The organism is Nocardia sp. NPDC006982, assembly GCF_042869435.1.
Lineage (GTDB): Bacteria > Actinomycetota > Actinomycetes > Mycobacteriales > Mycobacteriaceae > Nocardia.
The window spans coordinates 1,747,425-1,769,443 of record NZ_JBIAFV010000001.1; the positions used below are offsets into that span (position 1 = coordinate 1,747,425).

22 protein-coding genes are annotated in these 22,019 nt (G+C 65.1%); 6 read left to right on the plus strand and 16 right to left on the minus strand.

Going from position 1 to position 22,019, the window contains the following annotated elements; genetic code table 11:
* Positions 1-163: 163 nt before the first annotated feature.
* From ACFYOW_RS07875 to ACFYOW_RS07910, 8 genes are all read right to left on the minus strand, one after another.
* A complete protein-coding gene (locus ACFYOW_RS07875; protein WP_387285565.1) occupies positions 164-883 on the minus strand; it encodes a hypothetical protein in 720 nt (239 codons plus the stop codon).
* A gap of 27 nt (positions 884-910) precedes the next feature.
* Complete coding sequence (locus tag ACFYOW_RS07880; protein WP_387285566.1) at positions 911-1,414, minus strand: hypothetical protein; 504 nt, start codon at positions 1,412-1,414, stop codon at positions 911-913.
* Between the two features lie 352 nt (positions 1,415-1,766).
* Positions 1,767-2,429 (minus strand): PaaI family thioesterase, encoded by a 663-nt coding sequence (locus tag ACFYOW_RS07885; protein WP_387285568.1) that lies wholly within the window; start codon positions 2,427-2,429, stop codon positions 1,767-1,769.
* Between the two features lie 50 nt (positions 2,430-2,479).
* Positions 2,480-2,845 carry a hypothetical protein gene (locus tag ACFYOW_RS07890; protein ID WP_387285570.1) on the minus strand — a complete coding sequence of 122 codons (366 nt, stop codon included), beginning with the start codon at positions 2,843-2,845 and terminating at the stop codon, positions 2,480-2,482.
* Positions 2,842-3,594 carry an ABC transporter ATP-binding protein gene (locus ACFYOW_RS07895; RefSeq protein WP_387285572.1) on the minus strand — a complete coding sequence of 251 codons (753 nt, stop codon included), beginning with the start codon at positions 3,592-3,594 and terminating at the stop codon, positions 2,842-2,844. Before ACFYOW_RS07895 ends, ACFYOW_RS07890 begins: the two co-directional genes overlap by 4 nt.
* Complete coding sequence (locus ACFYOW_RS07900) at positions 3,591-4,304, minus strand: ABC transporter ATP-binding protein (protein ID WP_387285574.1); 714 nt, start codon at positions 4,302-4,304, stop codon at positions 3,591-3,593. Before ACFYOW_RS07900 ends, ACFYOW_RS07895 begins: the two co-directional genes overlap by 4 nt.
* A complete protein-coding gene (locus ACFYOW_RS07905) occupies positions 4,282-6,399 on the minus strand; it encodes an ABC transporter permease (protein ID WP_387285576.1) in 2,118 nt (705 codons plus the stop codon). The genes ACFYOW_RS07900 and ACFYOW_RS07905 overlap by 23 nt, the downstream gene beginning before the upstream one ends.
* 15 nt (positions 6,400-6,414) lie before the next feature.
* Positions 6,415-7,785, minus strand: coding sequence for an ABC transporter substrate-binding protein (locus ACFYOW_RS07910; RefSeq protein ID WP_387285578.1), 1,371 nt, complete (start codon positions 7,783-7,785; stop codon positions 6,415-6,417).
* Between the two features lie 270 nt (positions 7,786-8,055).
* On the opposite strand from ACFYOW_RS07910, the gene ACFYOW_RS07915 reads away from it, so the two are divergent.
* Both ACFYOW_RS07915 and ACFYOW_RS07920 read left to right on the plus strand, forming a co-directional pair.
* A complete protein-coding gene (locus tag ACFYOW_RS07915; protein WP_387285579.1) occupies positions 8,056-9,237 on the plus strand; it encodes an amidohydrolase family protein in 1,182 nt (393 codons plus the stop codon).
* A gap of 73 nt (positions 9,238-9,310) precedes the next feature.
* The gene (locus ACFYOW_RS07920; protein ID WP_387285581.1) at positions 9,311-10,738 is read left to right on the plus strand and encodes a FadD3 family acyl-CoA ligase; all 1,428 of its coding nucleotides are present in this window, start codon (positions 9,311-9,313) and stop codon (positions 10,736-10,738) included.
* 2 nt (positions 10,739-10,740) lie between these two features.
* Here ACFYOW_RS07920 and ACFYOW_RS07925 read toward each other — a convergent pair whose 3' ends face one another.
* The 4 genes from ACFYOW_RS07925 to ACFYOW_RS07940 all read right to left on the minus strand — a co-directional run bounded on the left by ACFYOW_RS07925 (position 10,741) and on the right by ACFYOW_RS07940 (position 14,374).
* Positions 10,741-11,601 carry an LLM class flavin-dependent oxidoreductase gene (locus ACFYOW_RS07925; RefSeq protein WP_387285583.1) on the minus strand — a complete coding sequence of 287 codons (861 nt, stop codon included), beginning with the start codon at positions 11,599-11,601 and terminating at the stop codon, positions 10,741-10,743.
* On the minus strand, positions 11,598-12,416 hold the full coding sequence (locus ACFYOW_RS07930) for a mycofactocin-coupled SDR family oxidoreductase (protein WP_387285585.1): 819 nt from the start codon (positions 12,414-12,416) through the stop codon (positions 11,598-11,600). The genes ACFYOW_RS07925 and ACFYOW_RS07930 overlap by 4 nt, the downstream gene beginning before the upstream one ends.
* Entirely contained in the window at positions 12,413-13,429 is a 1,017-nt protein-coding gene (gene mftC / locus ACFYOW_RS07935) for a mycofactocin radical SAM maturase (protein WP_387285587.1), read from the minus strand. The genes ACFYOW_RS07930 and mftC overlap by 4 nt, the downstream gene beginning before the upstream one ends.
* A gap of 111 nt (positions 13,430-13,540) precedes the next feature.
* Positions 13,541-14,374, minus strand: coding sequence for a TauD/TfdA dioxygenase family protein (locus ACFYOW_RS07940; protein WP_387285589.1), 834 nt, complete (start codon positions 14,372-14,374; stop codon positions 13,541-13,543).
* 169 nt (positions 14,375-14,543) lie between these two features.
* Here ACFYOW_RS07940 and ACFYOW_RS07945 point away from each other — a divergent pair, with 169 nt between their 5' ends.
* The 3 genes from ACFYOW_RS07945 to ACFYOW_RS07955 all read left to right on the plus strand — a co-directional run bounded on the left by ACFYOW_RS07945 (position 14,544) and on the right by ACFYOW_RS07955 (position 16,950).
* Complete coding sequence (locus tag ACFYOW_RS07945) at positions 14,544-15,143, plus strand: TetR/AcrR family transcriptional regulator (protein WP_387286067.1); 600 nt, start codon at positions 14,544-14,546, stop codon at positions 15,141-15,143.
* 241 nt (positions 15,144-15,384) lie between these two features.
* Positions 15,385-16,638, plus strand: a complete 1,254-nt coding sequence (locus tag ACFYOW_RS07950) for an amidohydrolase family protein (RefSeq protein WP_387285591.1) — start codon at positions 15,385-15,387, stop codon at positions 16,636-16,638.
* 15 nt (positions 16,639-16,653) lie between these two features.
* Positions 16,654-16,950, plus strand: coding sequence for a hypothetical protein (locus ACFYOW_RS07955; protein ID WP_387285593.1), 297 nt, complete (start codon positions 16,654-16,656; stop codon positions 16,948-16,950).
* A 233-nt stretch (positions 16,951-17,183) separates the two neighbouring features.
* Here ACFYOW_RS07955 and ACFYOW_RS07960 read toward each other — a convergent pair whose 3' ends face one another.
* The 3 genes from ACFYOW_RS07960 to ACFYOW_RS07970 all read right to left on the minus strand — a co-directional run bounded on the left by ACFYOW_RS07960 (position 17,184) and on the right by ACFYOW_RS07970 (position 19,288).
* On the minus strand, positions 17,184-17,447 hold the full coding sequence (locus tag ACFYOW_RS07960; protein WP_387285595.1) for a DUF397 domain-containing protein: 264 nt from the start codon (positions 17,445-17,447) through the stop codon (positions 17,184-17,186).
* A gap of 296 nt (positions 17,448-17,743) precedes the next feature.
* Positions 17,744-18,619 carry an SDR family NAD(P)-dependent oxidoreductase gene (locus ACFYOW_RS07965; protein ID WP_387285597.1) on the minus strand — a complete coding sequence of 292 codons (876 nt, stop codon included), beginning with the start codon at positions 18,617-18,619 and terminating at the stop codon, positions 17,744-17,746.
* A gap of 21 nt (positions 18,620-18,640) precedes the next feature.
* On the minus strand, positions 18,641-19,288 hold the full coding sequence (locus ACFYOW_RS07970) for a TetR/AcrR family transcriptional regulator (protein WP_387285598.1): 648 nt from the start codon (positions 19,286-19,288) through the stop codon (positions 18,641-18,643).
* 108 nt (positions 19,289-19,396) lie between these two features.
* On the opposite strand from ACFYOW_RS07970, the gene ACFYOW_RS07975 reads away from it, so the two are divergent.
* Positions 19,397-20,746 carry a hypothetical protein gene (locus tag ACFYOW_RS07975; RefSeq protein WP_387285600.1) on the plus strand — a complete coding sequence of 450 codons (1,350 nt, stop codon included), beginning with the start codon at positions 19,397-19,399 and terminating at the stop codon, positions 20,744-20,746.
* Between the two features lie 14 nt (positions 20,747-20,760).
* Here the strand turns inward: ACFYOW_RS07975 and ACFYOW_RS07980 are convergent, their stop codons facing one another.
* The gene (locus ACFYOW_RS07980) at positions 20,761-21,972 is read right to left on the minus strand and encodes an RNA-guided endonuclease InsQ/TnpB family protein (protein WP_387285602.1); all 1,212 of its coding nucleotides are present in this window, start codon (positions 21,970-21,972) and stop codon (positions 20,761-20,763) included.
* Between the last annotated feature and the right edge of the window lie 47 nt (positions 21,973-22,019).

The following is a 22,019-nucleotide window of genomic DNA, read 5'->3' on the forward strand; positions in this document are numbered from 1 at the left end:
GCCGATATTCCCGCTACCGATGATTCCGAGAGTCTTTGTCATGCGCGCTCTTTCGCTGGTGGCCGGAGCCGACTCCGGCGATCGGACCAGCTGCACTAACGCACCAGCGGGACGATCACCGGAGCACAACCGGTGAACGCCCCGCCGGGCAACTGCGTGAGGGTTACGAATGGGCCGGAGCCGCAGGCGCATCGGTGCCGTGCTGAGCCTGCAACTGGTTGTACTTCTGCGTTCCGGCAGCAAGACCGACCGGGATGGCCAGGGCGAGACCGCCGACCGTAGCTCCGAAGCCGCCCACCGCGACCGCACCGATCAGGCAGGTCGCCGCGAGCGCGGGGACCGTCAGCGTGCCCGCCGACATGAGCGTCATCAGAGTGCCGCCCGTTGCCATGCCGAACGGACAGCCCACCACGGCACCGAGCACCGAACCGACCGCGGAACCCACCGCAAAGGCGGCACCCATATGCGGGTTCGCAGCCTCGACAGCCTGATTGAAGTTCGACATGGGATCACCCGCCACCGGGGCAGCGGCTGCGGTGATCGGAAGCGCCGCAGTTGTGGTGCTCGAGTCGGAGACAACCGGTGCCGAGCCGGCCTCGTCCTGGATCGGAGATCCGGCAACCGTCCGGCCCGTAGCATCACGGACGTCGAATTGGCCCTGCTGCATGACTACGGTGCCGAAAGGCGTGCTGAGCACCGACTTTCCGACGGCGAGGTCGTCGCTGAAATGCACGCCGGGCGCAACGTCGGTGGTGACGGATTGATTCTGCTGGGCATCGACGGCAACTCCGGTATCCGCGTCGGCGCGCGCGGTACCGGCGGCGATCGCGACCGCTGCCGCAGTCAAGGTGGTGACGGCCATGCCACGAGTCTTGAGGTTCATTGTTGTGTATCTCCTGGGTCGGGTGAGCTATTGGGCCGAATCGGGGTTCGGGACCTCTTCGGCGATCAGCCCCTTGGAATGCAGCGAGTTGTATTGCTGGCCAAAGGCATTGCTCATCGCGGGTGAGCCGGTCACGATGCTGCCGACGGTCCCACCCAGGAAGCCGAGGGTGCTCGCACCGATGATGCAGCCGCCGACGATCCCTACCGGTGTCAATACGGCCGTCGGGAGCGTGAGGGCACCGCCGGTCACCGCACCCAACGGGCACCCGACGACCACACCGATCGTCGTCCCGACCACCCGGCCTGCCGTGGAATCGTTGGCGAAGGCGCCAGTGATCGAGGTGAAGGCGTTCAGGTATTCCTGCCCGGGATCCGCGGGCGCCGCACCGGCCTGCTGGGAACTATCGACTACCGCGACGGAGGACGGCGTGGCGGCCTGGTCCGGTTCGGCGGTCGCGGTTCCCGCGCAAATCGTGCTGGCCACGATCGCAACGGCCGCCCATCCGGCCGCCTTGGGTATCTGATGCATGTTGCTGCCTCACTGATATTGGAGCTGAAGAAGAGCGAGAATCACGTTCTCATAGAACGAGAATGCTGATACCAGTAAGGGCACAGCCGAGAAATAGAAAGACATCATGCCTACATGCAAGATCGGCATGGCTATGCACCGCGTAGGCGCCGACGGGTTGACACGCGTCGTCTGCGACTGTTCACAACCCCTCCTCCTCGGCAGCCTTCCGCTGATGAACGGCCGCCGCGGTGAGGTTCCTCATCTTCACGATAACTAACTTCTTCCCTACGCGAATCTCTCTCTCCATTGAGAGAATGTCATTCTTACAAGGGATGCGGGCAGTTAGAGGTGTTTTGCGAATATTTGGCGACTACTGCTGTCCGGGCAGCAAGGTAAGGAATAGCGCGTGCGCATCGGCGCACAGCCGGTCGCCATCGTGCAGGGTCGCGACCAAGAAGATCTTGCGCCCCTCCTGCCGCTCGACCCTGGCGCGGATGGTCAGCTCTGTGTCGAGCGGCGTGATGGACCGATAGTCGACGGTCAGTGAAGCAGTGCGGATCGCCGCCCCCGAATAGGCGACCCCGCTCATGCCGAGCACGGTGTCGAAGGCGAGCGCGACATGACCGCCGTGCACCGCCGTATTGCCGCCGAGATGGAAGCGGCGAAAGGTAATACGAGCCGACACGCCGTCGCGGTCGGAGCGGTCGACGACGAACGGCGGCAGGGTGATATTGCCGTTCGCGGGCAGGTCGGATCGAACCCAAGTGGGCACCGACCACTCGTCGACCAGGACCGTGTCCAACAGGCCGTTGAGTTCCTTCAGCGTGGTGATCGTCTCGAGCGCCACGTCATCGGATGGGCTTGCCAGTCGCACACGGTCCATCAGGCCGCGAATCTGTTCGATGAACTCCCCGTAGTGCGGACCGCCACGGGAGATATCGGGCGTGCGATCCAGCGAAGGAGACCGCGCCGGCCGAAACCCACCTTCGTGGTGCTCTTCGGTGGGTAACGGCTCGAACTGGCTCTCATTCATGAGAATTACATTATCGCCCGGCGCTGGGACACTACGGACCGCGGCCCGCCCTACGGGACGGCGGCACCGTCGTGCGTAACCGCCTTTCCGTTCAACTGGTCACCCAACTGCGCGAGATCGTAGGACTGCCTGGCCAGCCAGAAGCGCAGGAATCCGGTCAGCGAATAGCGCAGGAACAGCGCCGATCCCACCACGCTCGCCGCCACGCCGCCGAGTGCGAGAGTTATCGCATCACGTTGTGCCAGTGGGTCTTTGGTGCCGTGCGACATGAAGTACGACACCACGGCCACCAGTAGGCCGAGCACCATGAGGGTCACTCCGGTGCGCAGCCACAGCACGGCCCGGCCGGCCGCGGGGTCGGGAATCTTGGCCTCGTCGAGTTCGCGGACGAAGCGGTCCGCGCGTGTTTCGGTCATTCGGAGCTTCCTAAGTAGAGGGCCGCCAGTTCGTCGCGGATGCTGTCGGGGTGGCCTTGTTTTTCGATGCGACCGCGCACGAGCACGGCCGCGTGGTCGGCGATATCCAGGACCGCCGCGGCGAACTGCTCGACGACCAGGACCGCCACGCCCTGCCGGGCGATTTCGGCGACCTGCTCGTAGAGCTGACCGACCACCAACGGCGCCAACCCCATGGACAGTTCGTCGAGCATGAGGACCGCCGGATCGGTGGCCAAGCCGCGGGCCAGGGCGAGCATCTGCTGTTCGCCGCCGGACATGGTGCCTGCCGTCTGATCGGCCCGCTTCCCGAGAATCGGAAAGCGGGTGAAGGCGATCTCCTGGATCTCCTCGCGGGAGCGACCCGTGAAAGTCATCATCAGCAGGTTGTCGCGGACAGACAGATTGGGGAAAACGCCGCGCCCCTCCGGGATCAGGCAAACCCCGGCCCTGGCCAAGTCGCGTGGGTCGGCACCGGTCATATCGCGTCCGCCCAACCGCAGTTGGCCGGACGCGACCGGATGCACACCGGCCGCGACCTGCAGTGTGGTGGTCTTGCCCGCGCCGTTCGGCCCGAGCAACGCGACCACCTGACCACCGACGACGCTCAGATCGATGCCGTGCAGCACTGTGATCGCGTCATAAGCCGCGCGCACCTCACGCAGTTCCAATAGCGGGTCGGCGACGAGATCCGTTGTCGGCGTGACTGTTTCGATACTTTCCACGGTCATGCCGCCCCCAGATAGGCCGCGAGCACGGTTTCGTCGCGCCGGATCACCTCGGGTGGGCCCGAGGCGATGACCTTGCCGAGGTCGAGTACATAGACCTCGTCACAGACATTCATGACCAACCCCATATCGTGTTCGACCAGCAGCACCGCCGTCCCGTCGGCGGCCAGCGAACGCAGTAGCGCCGCGAATCGTTCGGTCTCGCTGTGGTCCTGACCGGCCGCGGGTTCATCGAGCAGGATGAGCTCTGGTCGAGCGGCCAGTGCCCGGCCCACCTCGATCAATCGGCCGGTCCCCGTCGGTAGCGCATCGGCACTGCTGTCTGCGACTTCGCGCAGGTCCAACCGTTCGATGATCTCGTCGACGACCCGGGCGGCATGCCGACGCTGTGGCCCGAGTTCCGCGGCGACCAGCAGATTGTCACGAACGCTCAAGCGTCCGAACAGTTCCAGGCGCTGGAAGGTGCGAGCCATCCCGAGCCGGGCGCGGCGGCCCGTACCGAGCCGGGTCACATCGCGCCCGTTGATCAGCACGCGTCCCGAGGCCGGTTTGCGCAGACCGCAGATCACGTCGAAGAACGTGCTCTTGCCCGCACCGTTCGGACCGATCAATCCGGTGACATGACCGGCTTCGGCCACCAACCCCGCGCCGTCGAGCGCGCGGTGGCCGCCGAAGACGACGCTGACATCCTCAACGTGCAGCAGCGGTGGCACGGCTCAACACCTCCTCGTCCTGGGTACGCCATGGCCGCCGAATCCCCCACCATTCGACCGGTAGTTCGGGTTCGGCCGGCACGCGCTGCCGCGCGATCCAGACGCGGGCACCGATGACGACGAGCACCAGTCCGAAGAACAAATGCCAGCCGGTGATCACATCAGCCAGTCGAAGCACCCACAGCAGCACCGAGACGACCAGCACCACCGGCATCACCACACGATCGCGAAACATCGGCAGCCATTCCTCCCGCATGGTGGCAATCGCACCCTGACCGAGCATGCCGCCGGCGAAGGCGATACCGCCCAGCGAAGGCAGCACCTGGGACAGGTTCAACAGTGACGGCCAGAGCACCGGAATCACCAGCAGCGGCCCGGCGTAGGCCGCGCCGGTGAAGAAGCCGCTGCCGACCGCGCCGAGTCCGGCGATCACCACGATCAGGAAGATCGGCAACCCGGAAACCAGGTTGAAGTGATCGGAGGTGACCGCCCGCAATTGCATGCCGTACAGCGCACCACCGAGTCCGGCGATGGCCGCCGAGAGGGCGAACACCAGCACCTTCGCCATGAGCAGATTGCCGCCGAGGGTCGCGTACGCGGCCTCGCTGTCGCGCATCGCGATCAATCGCCGCCCGAACCGGCTGCGCCGCAGCATCGCTATCGCGAAGCCCGCCGCCGCCAGGCATACCGCCGCGAATACGGTCACCTGGGCGGTGCTGTCGAGATGCAGGCCGAACAGGTGCGGCCCGACCAGACTCACCGAGCCCTGTTCGAAGAAGTTGATCTTCGTACCGAATATGTGCACGGTCGGCAAGGTGAATACCCACCGGTCGAGGACGACCGAGAACGCCACCGTCGCCAGGGCCAGATAGACCCCGGACAACCGGAGCGCGGGCAATGCGATCACCGCGCCCACCGCACCCGCGACCGCCATTGCCAGCAGCAATGCCCACCACTGCCCGTCCGCGCCGTACTGGGCATAGACGACCGCCCCGACTCCGGCGATGCTGAGCTGACACAGCGAGATCTGCCCCGCGTATCCGGCCAACGGCACGAACGACAACCCGATCACGCCGAAGGCGAAGATCTGCCCGTAGGTGATCAGATCGGCCTCGCCGAGGACAGTGGCCAGCACGACACCCAGCGCCACGACCACCCCCGCGAAGGCGGCCGATCCAGAAACCGTCGGCAGCGGTACCGGACTCAGGCGCCGATCCCGACCGCGCAGCCGTCCGTGCGGGAACAGCAGCAGCGCGATGAACAACAGCAGCGCGGGCGCGGCCAGCCGCAGACCCGGCAGATATTCGTTCTGCGGCAGATAGCCGGTGAGGTAACTCTCCAGACAGCCGACCACGATCGCGCCGAGGAAGGTCATCGGCAGGCTGCGCAACCGGCCGAAGATCGCCGCGGTGTAGGCGCTGACGATCAGCAGCGACAACTGTGGCGCATCGAGCGCGACGGTCGGCGCCACCAGGATGCCGCCGATCGCCGCCAACTCGATGCCCAGAATCCACGCGACTCGGTTCGCCCGCCGCGGGTCGGCGCCGGTCAGACCCACCAGCGCACGATCGTCGACGGTGGCCCGCATCTCCGCACCGGTCCTGGTGCGGTACAACAGGATCCGCAGGCCGACGGCCACCGCGATCGCGACCACCATCGTCAATGCCTGATGCCAGGTGATGGTGACGACCCCGAAGTGCAACGGCCGCTGTTCGGCGAAGAACTTCGGCAGGGTACGGGCCGTGTTGGGGTCCCACACCCATTGGGCGAGCAGGATCAAACCACTCAGCAGGGCAATGGTCATCACCAACTTCTCCGCATCGCCGAGGCCTTGGGTAGGGGCCAGCGCCCACGCGAAGAACAAGCCGAACAGCGGCGCGAATACCAGCAGCACCGCGGCGATCGCCAACGGCGCTGGCACGTCCCAGCCGATGTGCAACTGCCAGTACACGAATGCCGACATCATGCCTGCCGCCCCATGCGCGAAATTGAATACGCCGGTGGTGGTGTAGGTGAGCACCAGGCCGCTACCGATGATCGCGTAGATCGCCGCGGTGCTCAGCCCGACGATGCCGAAGGCGAGGAATTGCTCCATTGCCGAACGACTCCGCTACTTCAAGTCGCTCATGCTGAGCCCGACATCGGCGAGGGTCATGGCCTTGCCGTAGTCGTTCTTGTACACGTAGGCGTCCATATCGCAGCGGTATGGACCGGTATCGGGTTTGAAACCGGTGGCCTGCTGCCAGCCCTGCGGGGTCGCCTGCACGATGTTGTAGCACTTCGGCAGCGCTCCGTTGGGCCGCACATCCACCGGTGCCTGCAGGCCGCCCGCGGTCCACGCCGTCTCCTTGATGGCGGCGTCGTACACGCATTTGCTGGTCAACTGATCACCGCAGCTGGCAGCCGATTTGGCGAAAAGCAGCCACGCGGAGAAAGCGCGCAGCGCCGGATAGGTGACATCCTTACCGGGGGCGTACTTGGCGAACAGGTCCTTCACCAGCTTGACATCCGGCACCGTCGCGGACGCCTCGAGCGGCGCGATGCCACTGAGATCGGCGAAATTGTTCTGCGCCGCAAGGGATTTGCCCGCCAGCTCCAGGAACTGCGAGTTGTAGGCGTTGCTGTTGGCGTCGATCCAGTCCAGCTTGTAATCCATCCCGGTCAGCACATCCTCGAGCTTGGCCAGGCTGCGGAAATCGCCGAGGAAGATCAGCCCCTTGACGCCCTTGCTCTTGATCGACTGCGCGTACGGTGTCCAGTCCGCGACGCCGGTGGCCGGATAAAGCTCGTTGTACACCACCGAGGCGTTCATCGCGCTCAGCGATTCCTGGAATTTGGGCACCATCGCCTTGGTCACCGGCGAGTCACCGGTGATGATGCCGACCGCACCGGCCGAGCCGGGGTAGGTCGTGAGCAGCCACTGGTGATATCCGGTGTATATGTCGTAGGGGCGAGAGGCCGACGCGCCGCCGCCGACTTGCAGGTCGGATCCGGAGTTCTTCACATCGACGACCTGCGCCGGAAACTCCGGCAGCAAGCACTTCAGCCGATCCTCGACGCCGAGCGAATCCAGTGCGGCGCCGCCACCTACCAGCGCGAAGTCCTCGCGGCAGGCCTCGATCATGCGCTGGCGGACTTGCATGAGCTTCGCATCGCGCACGGTGGCGACCAGCTTGCGCCCGCCGACACCGCCGGCCGCATTGCACCAGGAGGTGAAAACATTTGCCGCATCGACGAATTCGGTGTTCTTGGTGAAACCGACGTCACTGAAGACCCCGACCTTGATCTCGCCCGCGGTGACACCCTGCGCGGACGAACTCGACGGCTTACCGGCCTGGCAGACATTCTTCAGATCACCGAAGTCGCCCGACGCAGTCGAGCTGGTGGTGTTGGTGCCCTCGACTTCTTCACCACCACGACTACAGCCGGCCGCCAGCAGCGCGGCTGCCAGCAGAGCAACGAGTATTCGCTGCGATTTCACGTTTCCTCCTCTATGGGACGCCGCCACGATCGGTCGAGGCCCGCGTCCCTGTTCTTCATCGAGCGGCGCCCCTACCGGATCTGATGCTCTCGCCGTCGGGAAAGCAGCTTTCCATATTTGGAGAATCATCACGGTCGATTTGGGAAATGTGGTCTACATCGAACTTCGGCGACAGCCCGACCAAGCCGACCGCGCGATAACCCGCCAGCACGCGATTGCCACCAGGCAGGAATGAGAATAGGATTCTCGCAAATAGTGAAGGAGGATCTCATGTCGGCCCAAACCTTGCCGTATCCGCTGTTCGACGCGGACAACCACATGTACGAGACCAAGGAAGCACTGACCCGCCACCTGCCCAAGCGGTACGAGGGCATCATCCAGTACGTCGAGGTCAACGGCCGGACCAAGATCGCAGTGCGGGGGCAGATCAGCCAGTACATCCCCAATCCCACCTTCTCGGTGGTCGCGCGCCCGGGCGCCATGGAGGATTACTTCAAGAACGGCAACCCGGAGGGCAAGAGCCGCCGCGAGATCTTCGGCGAGCCGATGAAGGCCATCGACGCCTTCCGCGAGCCCGGGCCGCGCCTGGCGCTCATGGACGAGCTGAAGGTCGACCGGAGCTTGATGTTCCCCACCCTGGCCAGCCTGGTGGAGGAGCGCCTGCGCGATGATCCGGAAGCCATCCACGCCATCGTCCATTCGCTGAACCAGTGGATGCTCGAGACCTGGTCGTTCAATTACAAGGACCGGATCTTCGCGGTTCCGGTCATCACCCTGCCGATCGTCGAGGAGGCGATCAAGGAGCTGGAGTGGGTCGTCGAGCACGGCGCCAAGGCGATCCTGATCCGCCCCGCTCCGGTGCCGGGGTTCCGCGGCCCGCGCTCGTTCGCGCTGCCGGAATTCGATCCGTTCTGGAAGCGGGTGGTCGAGCTCGGCGTCGCCGTGACCATGCACACCTCCGACAGCGGCTACGCCCGCTACACCCAGGAATGGGACGGCGCCAACGCCGAGATGCTGCCCTTCGTCACCAATGCCTTCAGCATGGTCAACGAATGGCGACCGGTCGAGGACGCCGTGACCTCGCTGCTGTGCCACGGTGCGCTGCTGCGGCATCCGGAGCTGAAGGTCGCCATCATCGAAAGCGGCGCCGCCTGGCTGGGCCCGCTCATGAACAAACTGTCCGAAACCTTCAAGAAGGCACCCGAAGGCTTCGGCATGCAGAACCCGATCGAGACCATCAAAAACCAGATCTTCGTCAGCCCCTTCTACGAGGAGGGCGTGAGCGACCTGATCGACCTCATCGGCGTGGATCGAGTGCTGTTCGGGTCCGACTACCCGCACCCCGAGGGCCTGGCCCAGCCCACCCGCTTCGCCGATATGCTCACCCATCTGCCGGTCGAGGATCAGGCCAAGATCATGGGCGGCAACCTGGCTGGTCTGCTCGGCGTATGAGTGGTCAGGCCCGGAGGCGGCAGCGAAGCGTAACCACGCAGGGCCCCGCTCATGCGCCAAGTGGGCACAGCGTATGAACTGGGAGACCATCCCGCAGATGGTCATGAGTGCGGCCGACCGCTTCGGTGCCGCCGAAGCGGTCGTCGACGGACCATTGCGGATCAGCTTCACCGAACTTGCGCAACGGGTCCGCCGGGCCGCGGGCGCCTTCGCGAACGCCGGAGTCGAATCCGGTGACCGAGTGGCGATTTGGGCGCCCAATTCGGCCGAGTGGATCATCGCGGCGTTCGGATTGCTGAGCGCGGGCGGGGTCCTCGTCCCGGTCAACACCCGGTTCAAGGCCGAGGAGGCCGACGATATCGTGCGCCGCAGCGCGGCGAAACTGCTGCTGGTGCAGCAGGGCTTCCTCGGCGGGGACTACGCGGGTCCGCACGGCGTGCCGGTGATCGACCTGAAGTCGGACTTCCTGTCCAGCGGTGCGCCGTTCGAACGGCAGGTGCGTGGCACGGATATCGCCGACATCATCTATACCTCGGGCACAACAGGAAAGCCCAAGGGCGCCATGATGAATCATCTGCAGACCCTGCGGCTGTATTCGGAATGGTGCGAGCTGGCCGATCTGCGGGAGGGCGATCGCTATTTGATCGTCAATCCGTTCTTCCACACCTTCGGATACAAAGCCGGGATCATCGCGTCGCTCATCCGCGGCGCGACGATCCTGCCGGTCCCGGTCTTCGATGTCGATCGGGTACTCGAGTTGGTCGAGCGCGAGCGGGTGACGATGCTGCCCGGTCCGCCGACCCTCTATCACTCGCTGCTGGAGGCCAAGGACCGTTACGACCTGTCGTCGCTGCGGACGGCGGTCACCGGTGCCGCCGATATTCCGGTCGAACTGATCCGCCGGGTGCACGAGGAGTTGCCGTTCCGATCGATCATGACCGGATACGGGCTCACCGAGGCGGGCACCGCGACGGCGTCGCGCCCCGGCGACACCTTCGAGCAGATCGCGACGACCGTCGGAACCGCCTGCGACGGCATCGAAGTGCGCATCGCCGATGACGGCGAGGTGCTCGTCCGCGGGTACTCCGTCATGCAGGGCTACCTCGACGATCCCGAGGCAACCGCCGCGGCCGTCGACCCCGAGGGCTGGCTGCACACCGGCGACCTCGGCAGCCTGGATTCCGACGGACGGCTGCGGATCATCGGCCGTAAGAAGGACATGTTCATCGTCGGCGGCTTCAATGCCTATCCGGCCGAGATCGAAGGCGTTCTCCTCGAGCATCCGGCCGTTGCGCAGGTAGCGGTGGTCGGTGTTCCCGACGAGCGGCTCGGGCAAGTCGGCAAGGCGTTCGTGGTCGCCACCGGACCGATCTCCGAACAAGAACTGATCGGCTGGGCCAAGACCCGCATGGCGGGTTACAAGGTCCCGCGTTTCGCGGAGTTCTGGGAAGCGCTGCCGTTGAACGCCACCGGGAAGGTGATGAAGGATCAGCTGCGGTAGGCCTACCGCGGGTTCCCGATCACCTTCGCCCCGAATTCGGCCAACGTCTCCGGTGTGGCGAAATCTGTGAACCACACATAGAACCGCTCGACGCCGCGCTCGACGAGGTCGTCGAAGTGCGCGACCAGGTGCGCGGCATCGCCGACGACAAGGCCCGCACCCAGCTGACCGAATCGCCGAGTGCTGCGCGCATGCACCTCCGCGGCATCCCAGCCGTGACCGACGAAGCCGACCATCTGCTGGACGGATACCCGCGCCGACCCGATCTCGGGTCGCAGGTCGGGCAGCCGGTTCAGTTGCGGCGCAGGCAGATTCCACCATGTCGCATAGTCACGCACCAATTCCAGCAGGGGTGCGCTGGTGCCGCCGATGACAATCGGAATCGGTGTACTCGGCGCCGGCACCTGCACCGGTCCCTCGGCATTCGGTGCGCCCCAATACTGGTGCAGCAGTTCCAGACTGCGCCGCAGCCGATCGCGGCGCGCGGCCGCTCGGTCCCGGGTGATGTCGAATCCCACCAGCTCGTGCGGTACCGAGCCGGCGCCGAGGCCGAGTTCGAATCTGCCGTCCGATGCCTCCTGCAGCGTCACCGCCTCCTTGGCGAGAATCGCCGGATGCCGGAACGAGTCGCATAACACCAGATGTCCGATCCGCAGCCGCTCGGTTCGCGCGGCCACCCATGCGGCCACCGTCATCGCCTCCCACAGCGGCAGTTGTTCGGCGCCGGGCGCGACCAGATGATCGATGAACGCGATGCCGTCGAACCCGCCGGCCTCGGCCACGCGGGCCCGTTCCACGATGTCCTCGACGCGCAACTTGATCTGCGGCAAGAACAGAAACCACTCGGGCCTCGGATTGTTCACACCGCCAGGCCACCGTCGACTGCGACCGTCGCACCGGTCATCGCGCTGCTGTCCGGCCCGGCCAAAAAGGCCAGGACGCCGGCGATCTCACCCGGATCGAGCAACCGTCCGATCGGCTGTTGGCCGGCGAATCCCGTCACGTCGGGCAGCCGGTAGAGGCGCGCGATCTCGGCCAGCAGCGCGGTATCGGCGGAGCCGGGACTCACCGCGTTCGCGGTTACCCCGGTGCCGCCGAGCTCCGCGCCGAGCGCTCGAATCAGCCCTGTCACACCGGCTTTCGCCGCACAGTAGACGGCGAGCTGGGGCAGGCCCTTCGTCGCGGCGGCCGAGGCGACGGCCAGAAACCGCCCCGAACGCGGTGCGGGCCGGGCCAGCAGCGCCGGAACGGCCGCCCGCGCCAGATTCACGACCCCGCCCAGGCAGACATCCAGGACCGCGCGCTCCTGCTCGATCGGCATCTCCCACAACGGAACTCCACCGGCGATGACCCCGGCCGCCGCGACCACCGCATCCAGCCCGCCCCAAGTACCGACTGCCTCGGCCACCGCAGCCTGCAGTGCAGACGGATCGCGCACGTCGGCGATATACGGTCGCACCGCACCGACCCGGTTCACCCGGCTGCCCGCCTCGGTCGCCACCGCGACGAGTTCGCGTTTACTCCCCATCGGATAGGGCAGCGCGGGATCATCGCTCGCCAGATCCACTGCGAGCACCGACCAGCCCCGAGACGCCAATTCCAGCACCGTCGCCGCCCCGATCCCCCGCGCGGCGCCGGTGACCAGCGCGACCCGCCGATGCTCCGAACGCGAGGTCACGCCGACCTCGGAATCGGCGGATATTCGGCACCCGGTCGACGCCGATGCGAGTAGTCCTCCGACGGCCTCGACGCGGTTATGCGGTCGATCCGGGCCGACGTCGAATCACCGTGTCCACCTGGGCATTCCGTACGCGTGCGGCTGCTCGGCAGCCCGCGCAGTCCGGTGAACAGTTCCAAAGCGCGCCATATCGGTTCGAATCCGCCTGCGGCACGGATGTTTCCGGCGTGGAATCGGTCGTGGTCGGCGAACGCGAAGACATCGCCGATCGGGTCGATCACATACCGCACCCTGCCACCCCCGCGCAGGTTCGACCCCGGAATCGATGCGCCGTCGCCAGGCAGGTGGAAGAACGAATCTCCAGTCAGGACATCGGTATCGTGCGCGCGCTGCCAGTCGGCGAGTGTCCGCTGCTGAGCAGCCGTCGGGTGCGGCTCATCCGAGACGCGGCCGGATGGCCGGGTCAGCCGAAGCCGCGCACCGAACATATCGGCAATCGCCTTGAAAGCGTCGAGCTGGCCGACATTTTTGCTGGTCACGGCGACGGACAGCTCGAATCCATAGACGCCCGACGACGCGAGCAACTCCATCGCGCGCACCGCCGCCCGGTATGCCCCGGTGCCGCGCACCGCGTCGTTGACCGCCTCGGTCGCGCCGTCGAGGCAGATCCGCACGTCGATATCGCCGTTCCCGGCGATCCGGCGTGCGGCATGGGGAGTTATCCGAATTCCATTGGTGGAGAACTTCACTCCGATGTGCTCGGCGGTGGCGTAGTCGACCAGTTCCCAGAAGTCCGGGCGTACGGTCGGCTCGCCGCCGCCGATATCGACGCGGCTGATCCGCATCCGCTCGAATTCGTCGATCAGGGCCTTGCATTCGGCGGTGCTCAGCTCGCGCGTATCGCGGCCGCGAATGCTGGCTGAGCAGTGGATGCAGGGCAGATCGCAGGCGTGGGTCAGCTCCCAGGTCAGACAGGTCGGCGCCGCGACGGCTTCGCTGGTGTTGTCGATCATGGGGACTCCCGCGTCATTGCTTGCGCCACCGAGGTGAGAAATGTTGTTCTCATAACAGGAGAATGACATTCCGCAAGGGAAACAAGGAAGACTGGCCCACCCATTTCGGTATCAGGCGACGGCTTCCTCGCCGACGAGGGTCGTGCGGTGCATCAACCGGCGCGAGCTCACCTCGTAGCGCTGGGCGCGGTGCAGCATGCCGGTGTTGTCCCAAACCACCAGATCGCCGGGCCGCCATTGATGCTGCAGGGCGAACTGCGGCTGGGTCGACCAGTCGAGCAACCGATCCAGCAGCGCCCGGCTCTCGTCCGCCGACATGCCGACGACCTGTGCCGCGGTCGCGCCGATCAGCAGCGACTTGCGGCCGTTCTTGCGCGTCCACACCAGCGGATGCACCCGGGTCGGCACCTTCGCCCAGGCGGCCCGCTCCCGATCCGTCGGATCCGGATTGGCCAGCGACTGCGCATGCGCGAAACTGTGCACCACGCGCAGGGTTTCGAGTTCGGCCCGCTCGGCGTCCGGCAGCGCCGCGTAGGCGGCGAAGGTGTTGGCGAATTCGGTGCCACCGCCGTCGGCGGCCACCTCGAGCGCGGTCAGCAGGGTGGCCTGCTGCGGGACAGCGTCGGTCGCGCCATCGATATGCCAGAAGAAGGTGCCCTCCCGATAGGCGGCCAGCACGCTCTTCGCCGGATCACGGGTGATGGCCGATACTTCCGGATGCGCCTTCTCGCCGCCGAACGGCGCGACCACGACCTCACCGAGCAGGCGACTCAGCGCAACGAGCGCATCGTCATCGATGTGGGCGTCGCGGTAGATCACCACCCCATAGCGGTCGAGCGCCGCGCGCAGGTCGTCGGCAACTCGCCGATCGGCGAGTTGCCGACCGGACAGGCCGGTGATTTCCAATCCGATGTGGTCGGTCACGGGGGTGGCGGTGACGGTCATGATGTGCCTCTTCGGTACGGCAGCACGCGGGTCGATGCCCTGCGAATGCTGAACTAGTGCCCAAACTTGATATGTGCATATGCTTAACACCGTGACGGATGACAGGTCAAGAGGCCGGGCGAGCACGGACGAGCCGACTGCCGCGCGCGGCACCGCCCGGGTCCGCCGGATCGGCGCGCAGGATTCGACCACCCGGCTCGCCATCCTCGATGCCACCGCGCAGATCATGCTCGAGCAGGGACATGCCGCGGCGACGTCACGGCGGGTCGCCGCGCTGGCCGGGGTCAAACCCGCGCTGGTGCATTACTACTTCCCGACCATGGACGACCTGTTCCTGGCGGTATTCCGGCGCGGCGCGGAGGCCAATCTGGAGCGGCAGCGCCAAGCCATGTTCTCCGAGCAGCCGCTGCATGCGCTCTGGCAGCTCAGCCGGGAACCGTACGGCACCCGGCTACAGCAGGAATTCATGGCGCTGGCCAACCAGCGCCCGGCCATCCGGACCGAGATCGCCGCCTATATCGAGCGTTTCCGCGATATCCAGGTGACCGCGCTGACCTTCATCGCCCGGGCCAACGGCCTCGACCTCACCGAGCTGCCGCCGGTGGTGATTTCACTGCTCATCGCCAGCGTGTCCGGCGTCATCGCGACCGAGAATGCCGTGGGCGTCACGCTCGGCCACGCGGATCTGGTCGCATTCGTCGAGCAGTACCTGGACCGGTTCGAGGCGAACGCATCCGAGCGCACCGAGATCGAGGCCGCGGATTCGTGATCCGCGCATGCGTTCAGTCTGAGTTTGAGCACTAGTTCAACATCCGAACCGGGGTAGCCCGCGGCTCCGACAGCTAGTCGTCGATATCCGGTGGGAATTTGTCGACCGCGCCCGCGCGCAGGGTGTATGGTCGACCTCACTGCGAGAGTGGCATTCTCCCAAATGAAGATTGACCATCTCTCCGCTTGTCTAGATCGGGGTGACGCACACCCCCGGCGTCGCACGAACAGCGAGGAGTCACGTGAACATCGACGACATGATCCTGGTGAGCATCGACGACCACGTCGTCGAGCCGCTCGATATGTTCGACGGCCGGGTGCCGAAGAAGTGGGCCGATCTGGCGCCGAAGGTGATCGTCGACGAAAAGGGCGTCGACCGGTGGGTCTACCGTGGCAAACCGACGGGTGTCACCGGGCTCAACGCGGTCGTTTCCTGGCCGCCGGAGGAGTGGGGGTACGACCCGGCCGGTTACGCGGAAATGCGGCCCGGTGTCTACGACATCCACGCCCGCATACGGGATATGAACGCCAACGGCATCCTGGCCTCGATGTGCTTCCCCACTTTCGCCGGATTCAGCGCCGGCCACCTGAGTCACTTCAAGGACGAGATCACCGTCGCGATGATCCAGGCATACAACGACTGGCATCTCGAGGGCTGGTGCGACGTCTACCCCGGCCGGTTCATCCCGAACGCCATTCTGCCGCTGTGGGATCCGCAGCTGGCCGTCGCCGAGATCCACCGCGTCGCCGCGAAGGGCTTCCGCGGCGTCACGATGGCGGAACTGCCGCACCTGCAGGGCAGCCCGAGCTATTTCGACGAGGACTTCTGGGGACCGGTCTTCGGGGCGCTGAACGAAACCGGTCTGGTCATGAACCTGCATATCGGCACCGGATTCGGGGCGCTCAAGCTGGCGCCGGACGCGCCGATCGACAATCTGATGTGCCTGGCGCCGACGGTGTCCCAGATCACCGTTCAGGATCTGCTCTGGGGTCCGGCATTTCGCAACTACCCCAATCTCAAGGTGGCGCTGTCGGAGGGCGGCATCGGCTGGATCCCGTTCTTCCTGGATCGCTCCGATCGCCACTACACCAACCAGAGGTGGCTGCGGCGCGACTTCGGCGGCAAACTGCCGAGCGAGGTCTTCCGCGAGCACGTGATCGCCTGCTACGTCACCGATCCGACCGCACTCACCTATCGCGACGCAGTCGGGATGGACATCATCGCGTGGGAATGCGACTACCCGCATTCGGACTCGCTGTGGCCCGACGCACCCGAATTCGTGCTGAAGGAACTGAACGCAGCCCACGCCGACGACACCGATATCAACAAGATCACCTGGCAGAACGCCTGCCGTTTCCTGAATTTCGATCCGTTCGAGCACACCCCGAAGGAGCAGGCTACCGTCGGCGCGCTGCGCGCGAAGGCCGCGGGTTGGGATACCTCCACGACCACGCGGCAGCAATACGCCGAAGCCTATGCCCAGCAAGCACACTGATCGAGGGATGACGATATGCAGTTGATGGTTTTCTCCCGCCCGCAGCCCGGCCGGGACGAGGAATACAACACCTGGTACGGCGAAGTCCACGTACCCGAGATGCTCGCCATCGATGGCGTGAAATCCTGTACGCGCCATCGTCTTCGGACCACCGAGGACCAGCCCGCCGAATATCTTGCCGTCTACGACATCGACGGTGATATCGACACCGTGATGAAGGAACTGATGGCCAGGTCCAAGGACGGCCGGATGAGGCTCAGCCCGTCGATCGATCCGGCCAACACGCGGATGACGATCTGGGAGCCGATCTGATCCGCAGCCCGCGGGGCAATCCCGGCAAACGTCGATGTCGCTGGGCTGGGTCCGCGACATAGCCTACGACGAAGACCGCCGCATCCGCACCGCGAAGCCCTGCAAGTCATGTCGACGATTTCGGCGGCAGCCTGCCAACATACCGACCCGGACACAACTGAACTCAAATAGCAACGGCCCCAGTCCATTACGTGTCGGACTGGGGCCGTTCAGCCGTCAGGGTGTGGAACCCGCTACGGATCGAGTCGGTTGAACTCACCGTCTTTCACGCCTGCGGTAAAGGCGTCCCATTCGCTCGGTGTGAAGATCAACGATGGGCCGGTCGGGTTCTTCGAGTCGCGAACACCGACCGTTCCGCCGCGTAGGTTTGCGACTTCCACGCAGTCCCCGCTCGGCTGGCTGTAGCTACTCTTAAACCAATTCGCGCCGGACAGGTCCCTGGTCACGCGGCATACCGTCTGGTGCCACCGGAACCGACCCGCGCACACCTGCTGCATCGACCGACTCGGTCGGTGGCCACATGAGTACACCGCTGCCGTCCGAGCAAGACGTCGTCACCGCGCGATTCGACATGCGGCCACCCTGCGGAACCCACCGCGCCGCGCTCGCCACCTCAAAGCCGCGCACCGAACCACAGGGTAAATGTCATCGGCGGTAGTCGAATGGTGGGCCGAGCACCGGCGACAGCCACCATTTGACTACCGTCGGCAGATGCTTTGCCGGAGATGAGCTGCGCAGTGCCAGCTCGTGCGGTAGGTCGGCTGTGACTCGAACGACCGCGATCCGCATATCCTCAGAACCCGAGATCGGCGAGCAGCCGCTCGCTTTCGGCCCAGAGGCGGGTGGCGGCGGCATCGTCGAGGGCGACGGAGGCCGGTGTTTCCACTGTCTTCCGGTAGAAGTAACGCCCACCGTCTCGACCGCCCCCGGGATCGGTGGCCAGCCACACCAGGGTGTCGGCCGGTTCATCCGGTGGCACCGTATCGGCTGCGGCCATATATGCTCGCATCGCCGCATCGCCGTGTGTGGCGAAGTTACTGGCGACGACTCCTGGATGCATGGCCTGCGCGACGATCCGGTCAGGTGCCGCACGTCGCGCCAGTTCGCGAGTGAACAGAATATTGGCGAGTTTCGCGCGACAGTAGGCCGCTGTCGGGTGAAAGTCGTTCAGGCTCTGTGGATCCGCCCAATCGAAGCCCTCGGTCGCACGGTGCGCGCTCGACGATACGGCGAGTACACGCACCGATCCGGATGGCAGGCCCGCCGCGCTCCTCCGCAGCAGCGGCATCAGTTCTCTGGTGAGCAGGAACGGGGCGAGGTGGTTGGCGGCGAAGGTCGCCTCGGCGCCTTCGGCGGTGATGATCTGCCGATCCCGCACCCCACCCGCATTGTTGATCAGCACATCCAGACGTGTTGTGCGGCTCGCGATCTCGGTGGCCACACGCGCCACCTCCGTCATCAGAGTGAAGTCGGCGCGCACCATGTCGAAGCCGCCGCCGTCGCGCGCGGCGACCGTGATCCGCATTCGCGCGGCCGCACAACGCTGTCGATCGCGACCGACACCGATCACCTGCCAGCCGCGTGCCACCAGCTTTTCGGCGGTCGATGCGCCGATGCCGGAACTGGCTCCGGTCACCACCGCTACCGGACGATCTGCCTCGAATGCCAAAGTCGTAGCCTCTCAGTCATTTCAGCGGGGCCGCAGGCCGTCGAGCAGGAGACCGACGGTGAATTGGACCCGCTCGTCGAGTTGTTCGGGAGTTGGTGGGCGACCGGCCACGATGGAGCGCACCTGGCCGCCGACGACCATGCTCATGAAGGCGCGGGCGGCCTGTCCGGAGTTGGTCGGTGCGATCGTCCCGGCGGCGATAGCGCGGTCGAGGACACCGGCTACGAAGTCGACCACCGGCCCGGCGCTCAGGTCGTAGTTGGCGACGAAGATCTCGGGGAAGCGATAGCTCTCGGTATTGATAATGCGTTGCAGGCGTAGTCCGTTCGGCGTCATCACCTGATCGATCCGCAGCCGGGCAACCTCGGTCAGCGTCTCGGCCAGGTCACCGTTGTCGAAGCCCGCGAGCACGTCCGCGGGTACGACCTGTCGCTCGATGGCGCGCCGGACGGCGGCGAGGAACAGCGATGCCTTGTCGGGATAGCGGGCGTAGACGGTGCGTTTGGTCATGTTCACGCGACCGGCGATCATCTCGATCGTCGCCAGCTCGTAGCCGTGCTCCAGGAACAGATCCAGTGCGGTGTCGAGTAATTCCTCGTGCCGCGCCTCGGCCTGTGCTCGGGTAGGCCGCCCGGCCGCGCGCCGAATGGGCGGTCCGACCTCCGTCATCGCCGCCTCCACGAAATTGCCGCTTGCGTCATCGTGCCTCCGATCGCTAATAATGATACGCATGAGTTGCCGTTTTTCCAGCGGGCAACGTCACCGGGAAGGACCCCCGTGAGCTCAGCCATCGAAACCCTGACACAACTGGCCGATGCCGCCGATCGCTTCGACCACTCCGCCGCCGACCTGCGCGAAACCCAGGTCGCGGCACTCGACGAGAAACTCCGACAACACCACGACCGGATCAGGCTGCTCGGACACCGCGCGCGGGAAGCCGGTATCACCGAGATCCGCGACCGCGCGGATATGGTGCCGCTACTGTTCCCGCACTCGGTCTACAAGAGCTATCCGGAAAGCTTTCTGATCGAGGAGAAGTGGGATCGGCTCGGCAAGTGGCTCGGCACCGTATCGCCCTACCCCATCAGCCCGATCGAGACCTCCGACATCGCCGATATCGACGACTGGATCGGGCGGCTGCAGGCGGCGGGGCATTACGTCTCCTGTTCCAGCGGAACGACCGGCAAGTCGGCCATGCTGCTCGCCTCGGAGCGGGATATGGAATGGTCGCGCAAGGATACGGTCAATGTCTTCTCCTGGGGTTCGGGTGTGCGCCCCCAACAGGATCGGCGGATGGTCGGGATCGCCGCCACCGCATCCGTCCCGAAGAACGCGGTCATCGCCGCGGCCCAGCAAGCGGCGTTCGGCGATCCGGCCAAAGTGCGTTTCCGCCTGCCCATTCCACCGATCACCGTCGGCTCGCTGACCAAAATGGTGGTGCTGCGCAAGAAGATCGCCGACGGTACCGCCCGGCCGGAGGAACTGGCCGATTTCGACCGGAACTCCCGGGATCGGCAGGAGGCGCTCGACAAAGCGATGATCGCCGGTGCCGAGGCGCTCGTGCGATACCGTGCGGACAAGCTCTATATCTCGGGCATGTGGAATGCGCTGTACCAGGTGGCCGCGATCGTCCGGGATATGGGTTACTCCGCCGCGGACTTCCACCCCGACAACTGCCTCTACGTCGGCGGCGGACTCAAGCGCGCCCAATTGCCGCCGGATTACCAGCAATTCGTCCACCAGACCTTCAATATCCCGGCCGACCGGGACTTCCAGAACTATTCGATGCAAGAACTCAATTCCGGAATGCCCAAGTGCCGCAAGGGCGATCGCTATCACATACCACCATGGATCGTGCCGTTCATCCTCGACGAGGACGGTGCGACACTGCTGCCGCACGAATCCGGTGAAATCGAAGGCCGCGCCGCATTTTTCGATCTCTCACTGGACGGACACTGGGGCGGGATCATCACCGGCGACAAGATCGCACTCGACGTCGACCCCTGCGCCTGTGGCAACAAGGGCCCGTCGGTCCGCAATGACATCGTTCGATACGCCGATATCAAGGGCGACGACAAGATCGGCTGCGCCGGCACCGTCGACGCGTACGTCAGGGGCCTGTCTTGACTTCCTCCCCTCGCCTAACAGCGGGGGATTCCAACCTTCACAGGTCGGGTTTCCTGCTTCCCCGGCGACTGCCGCACCGACGACTGCCGGGTTGGTCTTACACCACATCCACAGGCAGATACCGCCAGCCCAGCGGCCAAAATATTCCTCGCAGCGTTGATGTCACGATCATAGGTCACACCGCAGCACCGGCACACCCACTCCCGCACATCCAACCCCATAGCATCATGCACCGATCCACACGCCGAGCAGACCTTGCTCGACGGGAACCACCGGTCCACAGCAACCACCTCACGCCCGTACCAAGCGGCCTTGTACTCCAGCATCGAACGCAACTCCGACCACGAGGCATCGGAGATCGCACGTGCCAGACGGCGATTGCGAAGCATCCCTGCCACATTCAGATCCTCGATCACGATCGTTTGGTTCTCACGAACGAGCCGAGTACTGAGTTTATGCAGATAATCCCTGCGGCGGTCCGTGATACGAGCATGGAGACGCGCCACCTTCCGACGAGCCTTCTCCCGGTTCAACGACCCCGTGGCCTTGCGGGCAAGCCCGCGTTGAGCTTTCACCAGCCGCGCCTGTTCTCGCCGCAGATGCCTGGGATTGATGATCTTCTCCCCAGTCGACAACGCCAACAGCGAAGTAATCCCAGCATCCACACCAACAACACTCTCGGTGCGCGGATGGTCGGCGACCACGGTCTCGGTGAGCATCGACACGAACCAGCGGCCCGCACTGTCACAAGTCACGGTGACCGTGGACGGCTGCACACCTTCGGGCAACGGCCGAGACCACACGATATTCAATGGGTCGGCCATCTTCGCGAGGGTGAGTTCCCCATCACGGAAAGTGAACGCCGACCGCGTGTACTCCGCCGACGAGCGAGACTTCTTCTTCGACTTGAAACGCGGATACTTTGCCCGCTTGTCGAAGAAACTCGCAAACGCGCCCTGCAGATGCCGCAACGTCTGCTGCAACGGCACCGAAGACACCTCACCCAAAAACTTCAACTCATCGGCTTTCTTCCACGCAGTCAGCATCGCGGAAGTCTCGTTGTAGCTCACCCGCCGCTGCTCGGCGAACCACGCGCTAGTCCTGGCCTCCAAAGCCTTGTTGTAGACCAAACGAACACACCCGAACGTGCGCACAAGCTCCCGCTCCTGCTGCTCACTCGGATAGAAACGGTACTTAAACGCCCGCTTCACCAACCTCTCCCCCATGCCCCACACATTAACAAGTCAGGTCGTGAACAGTGAAACAATCTGCG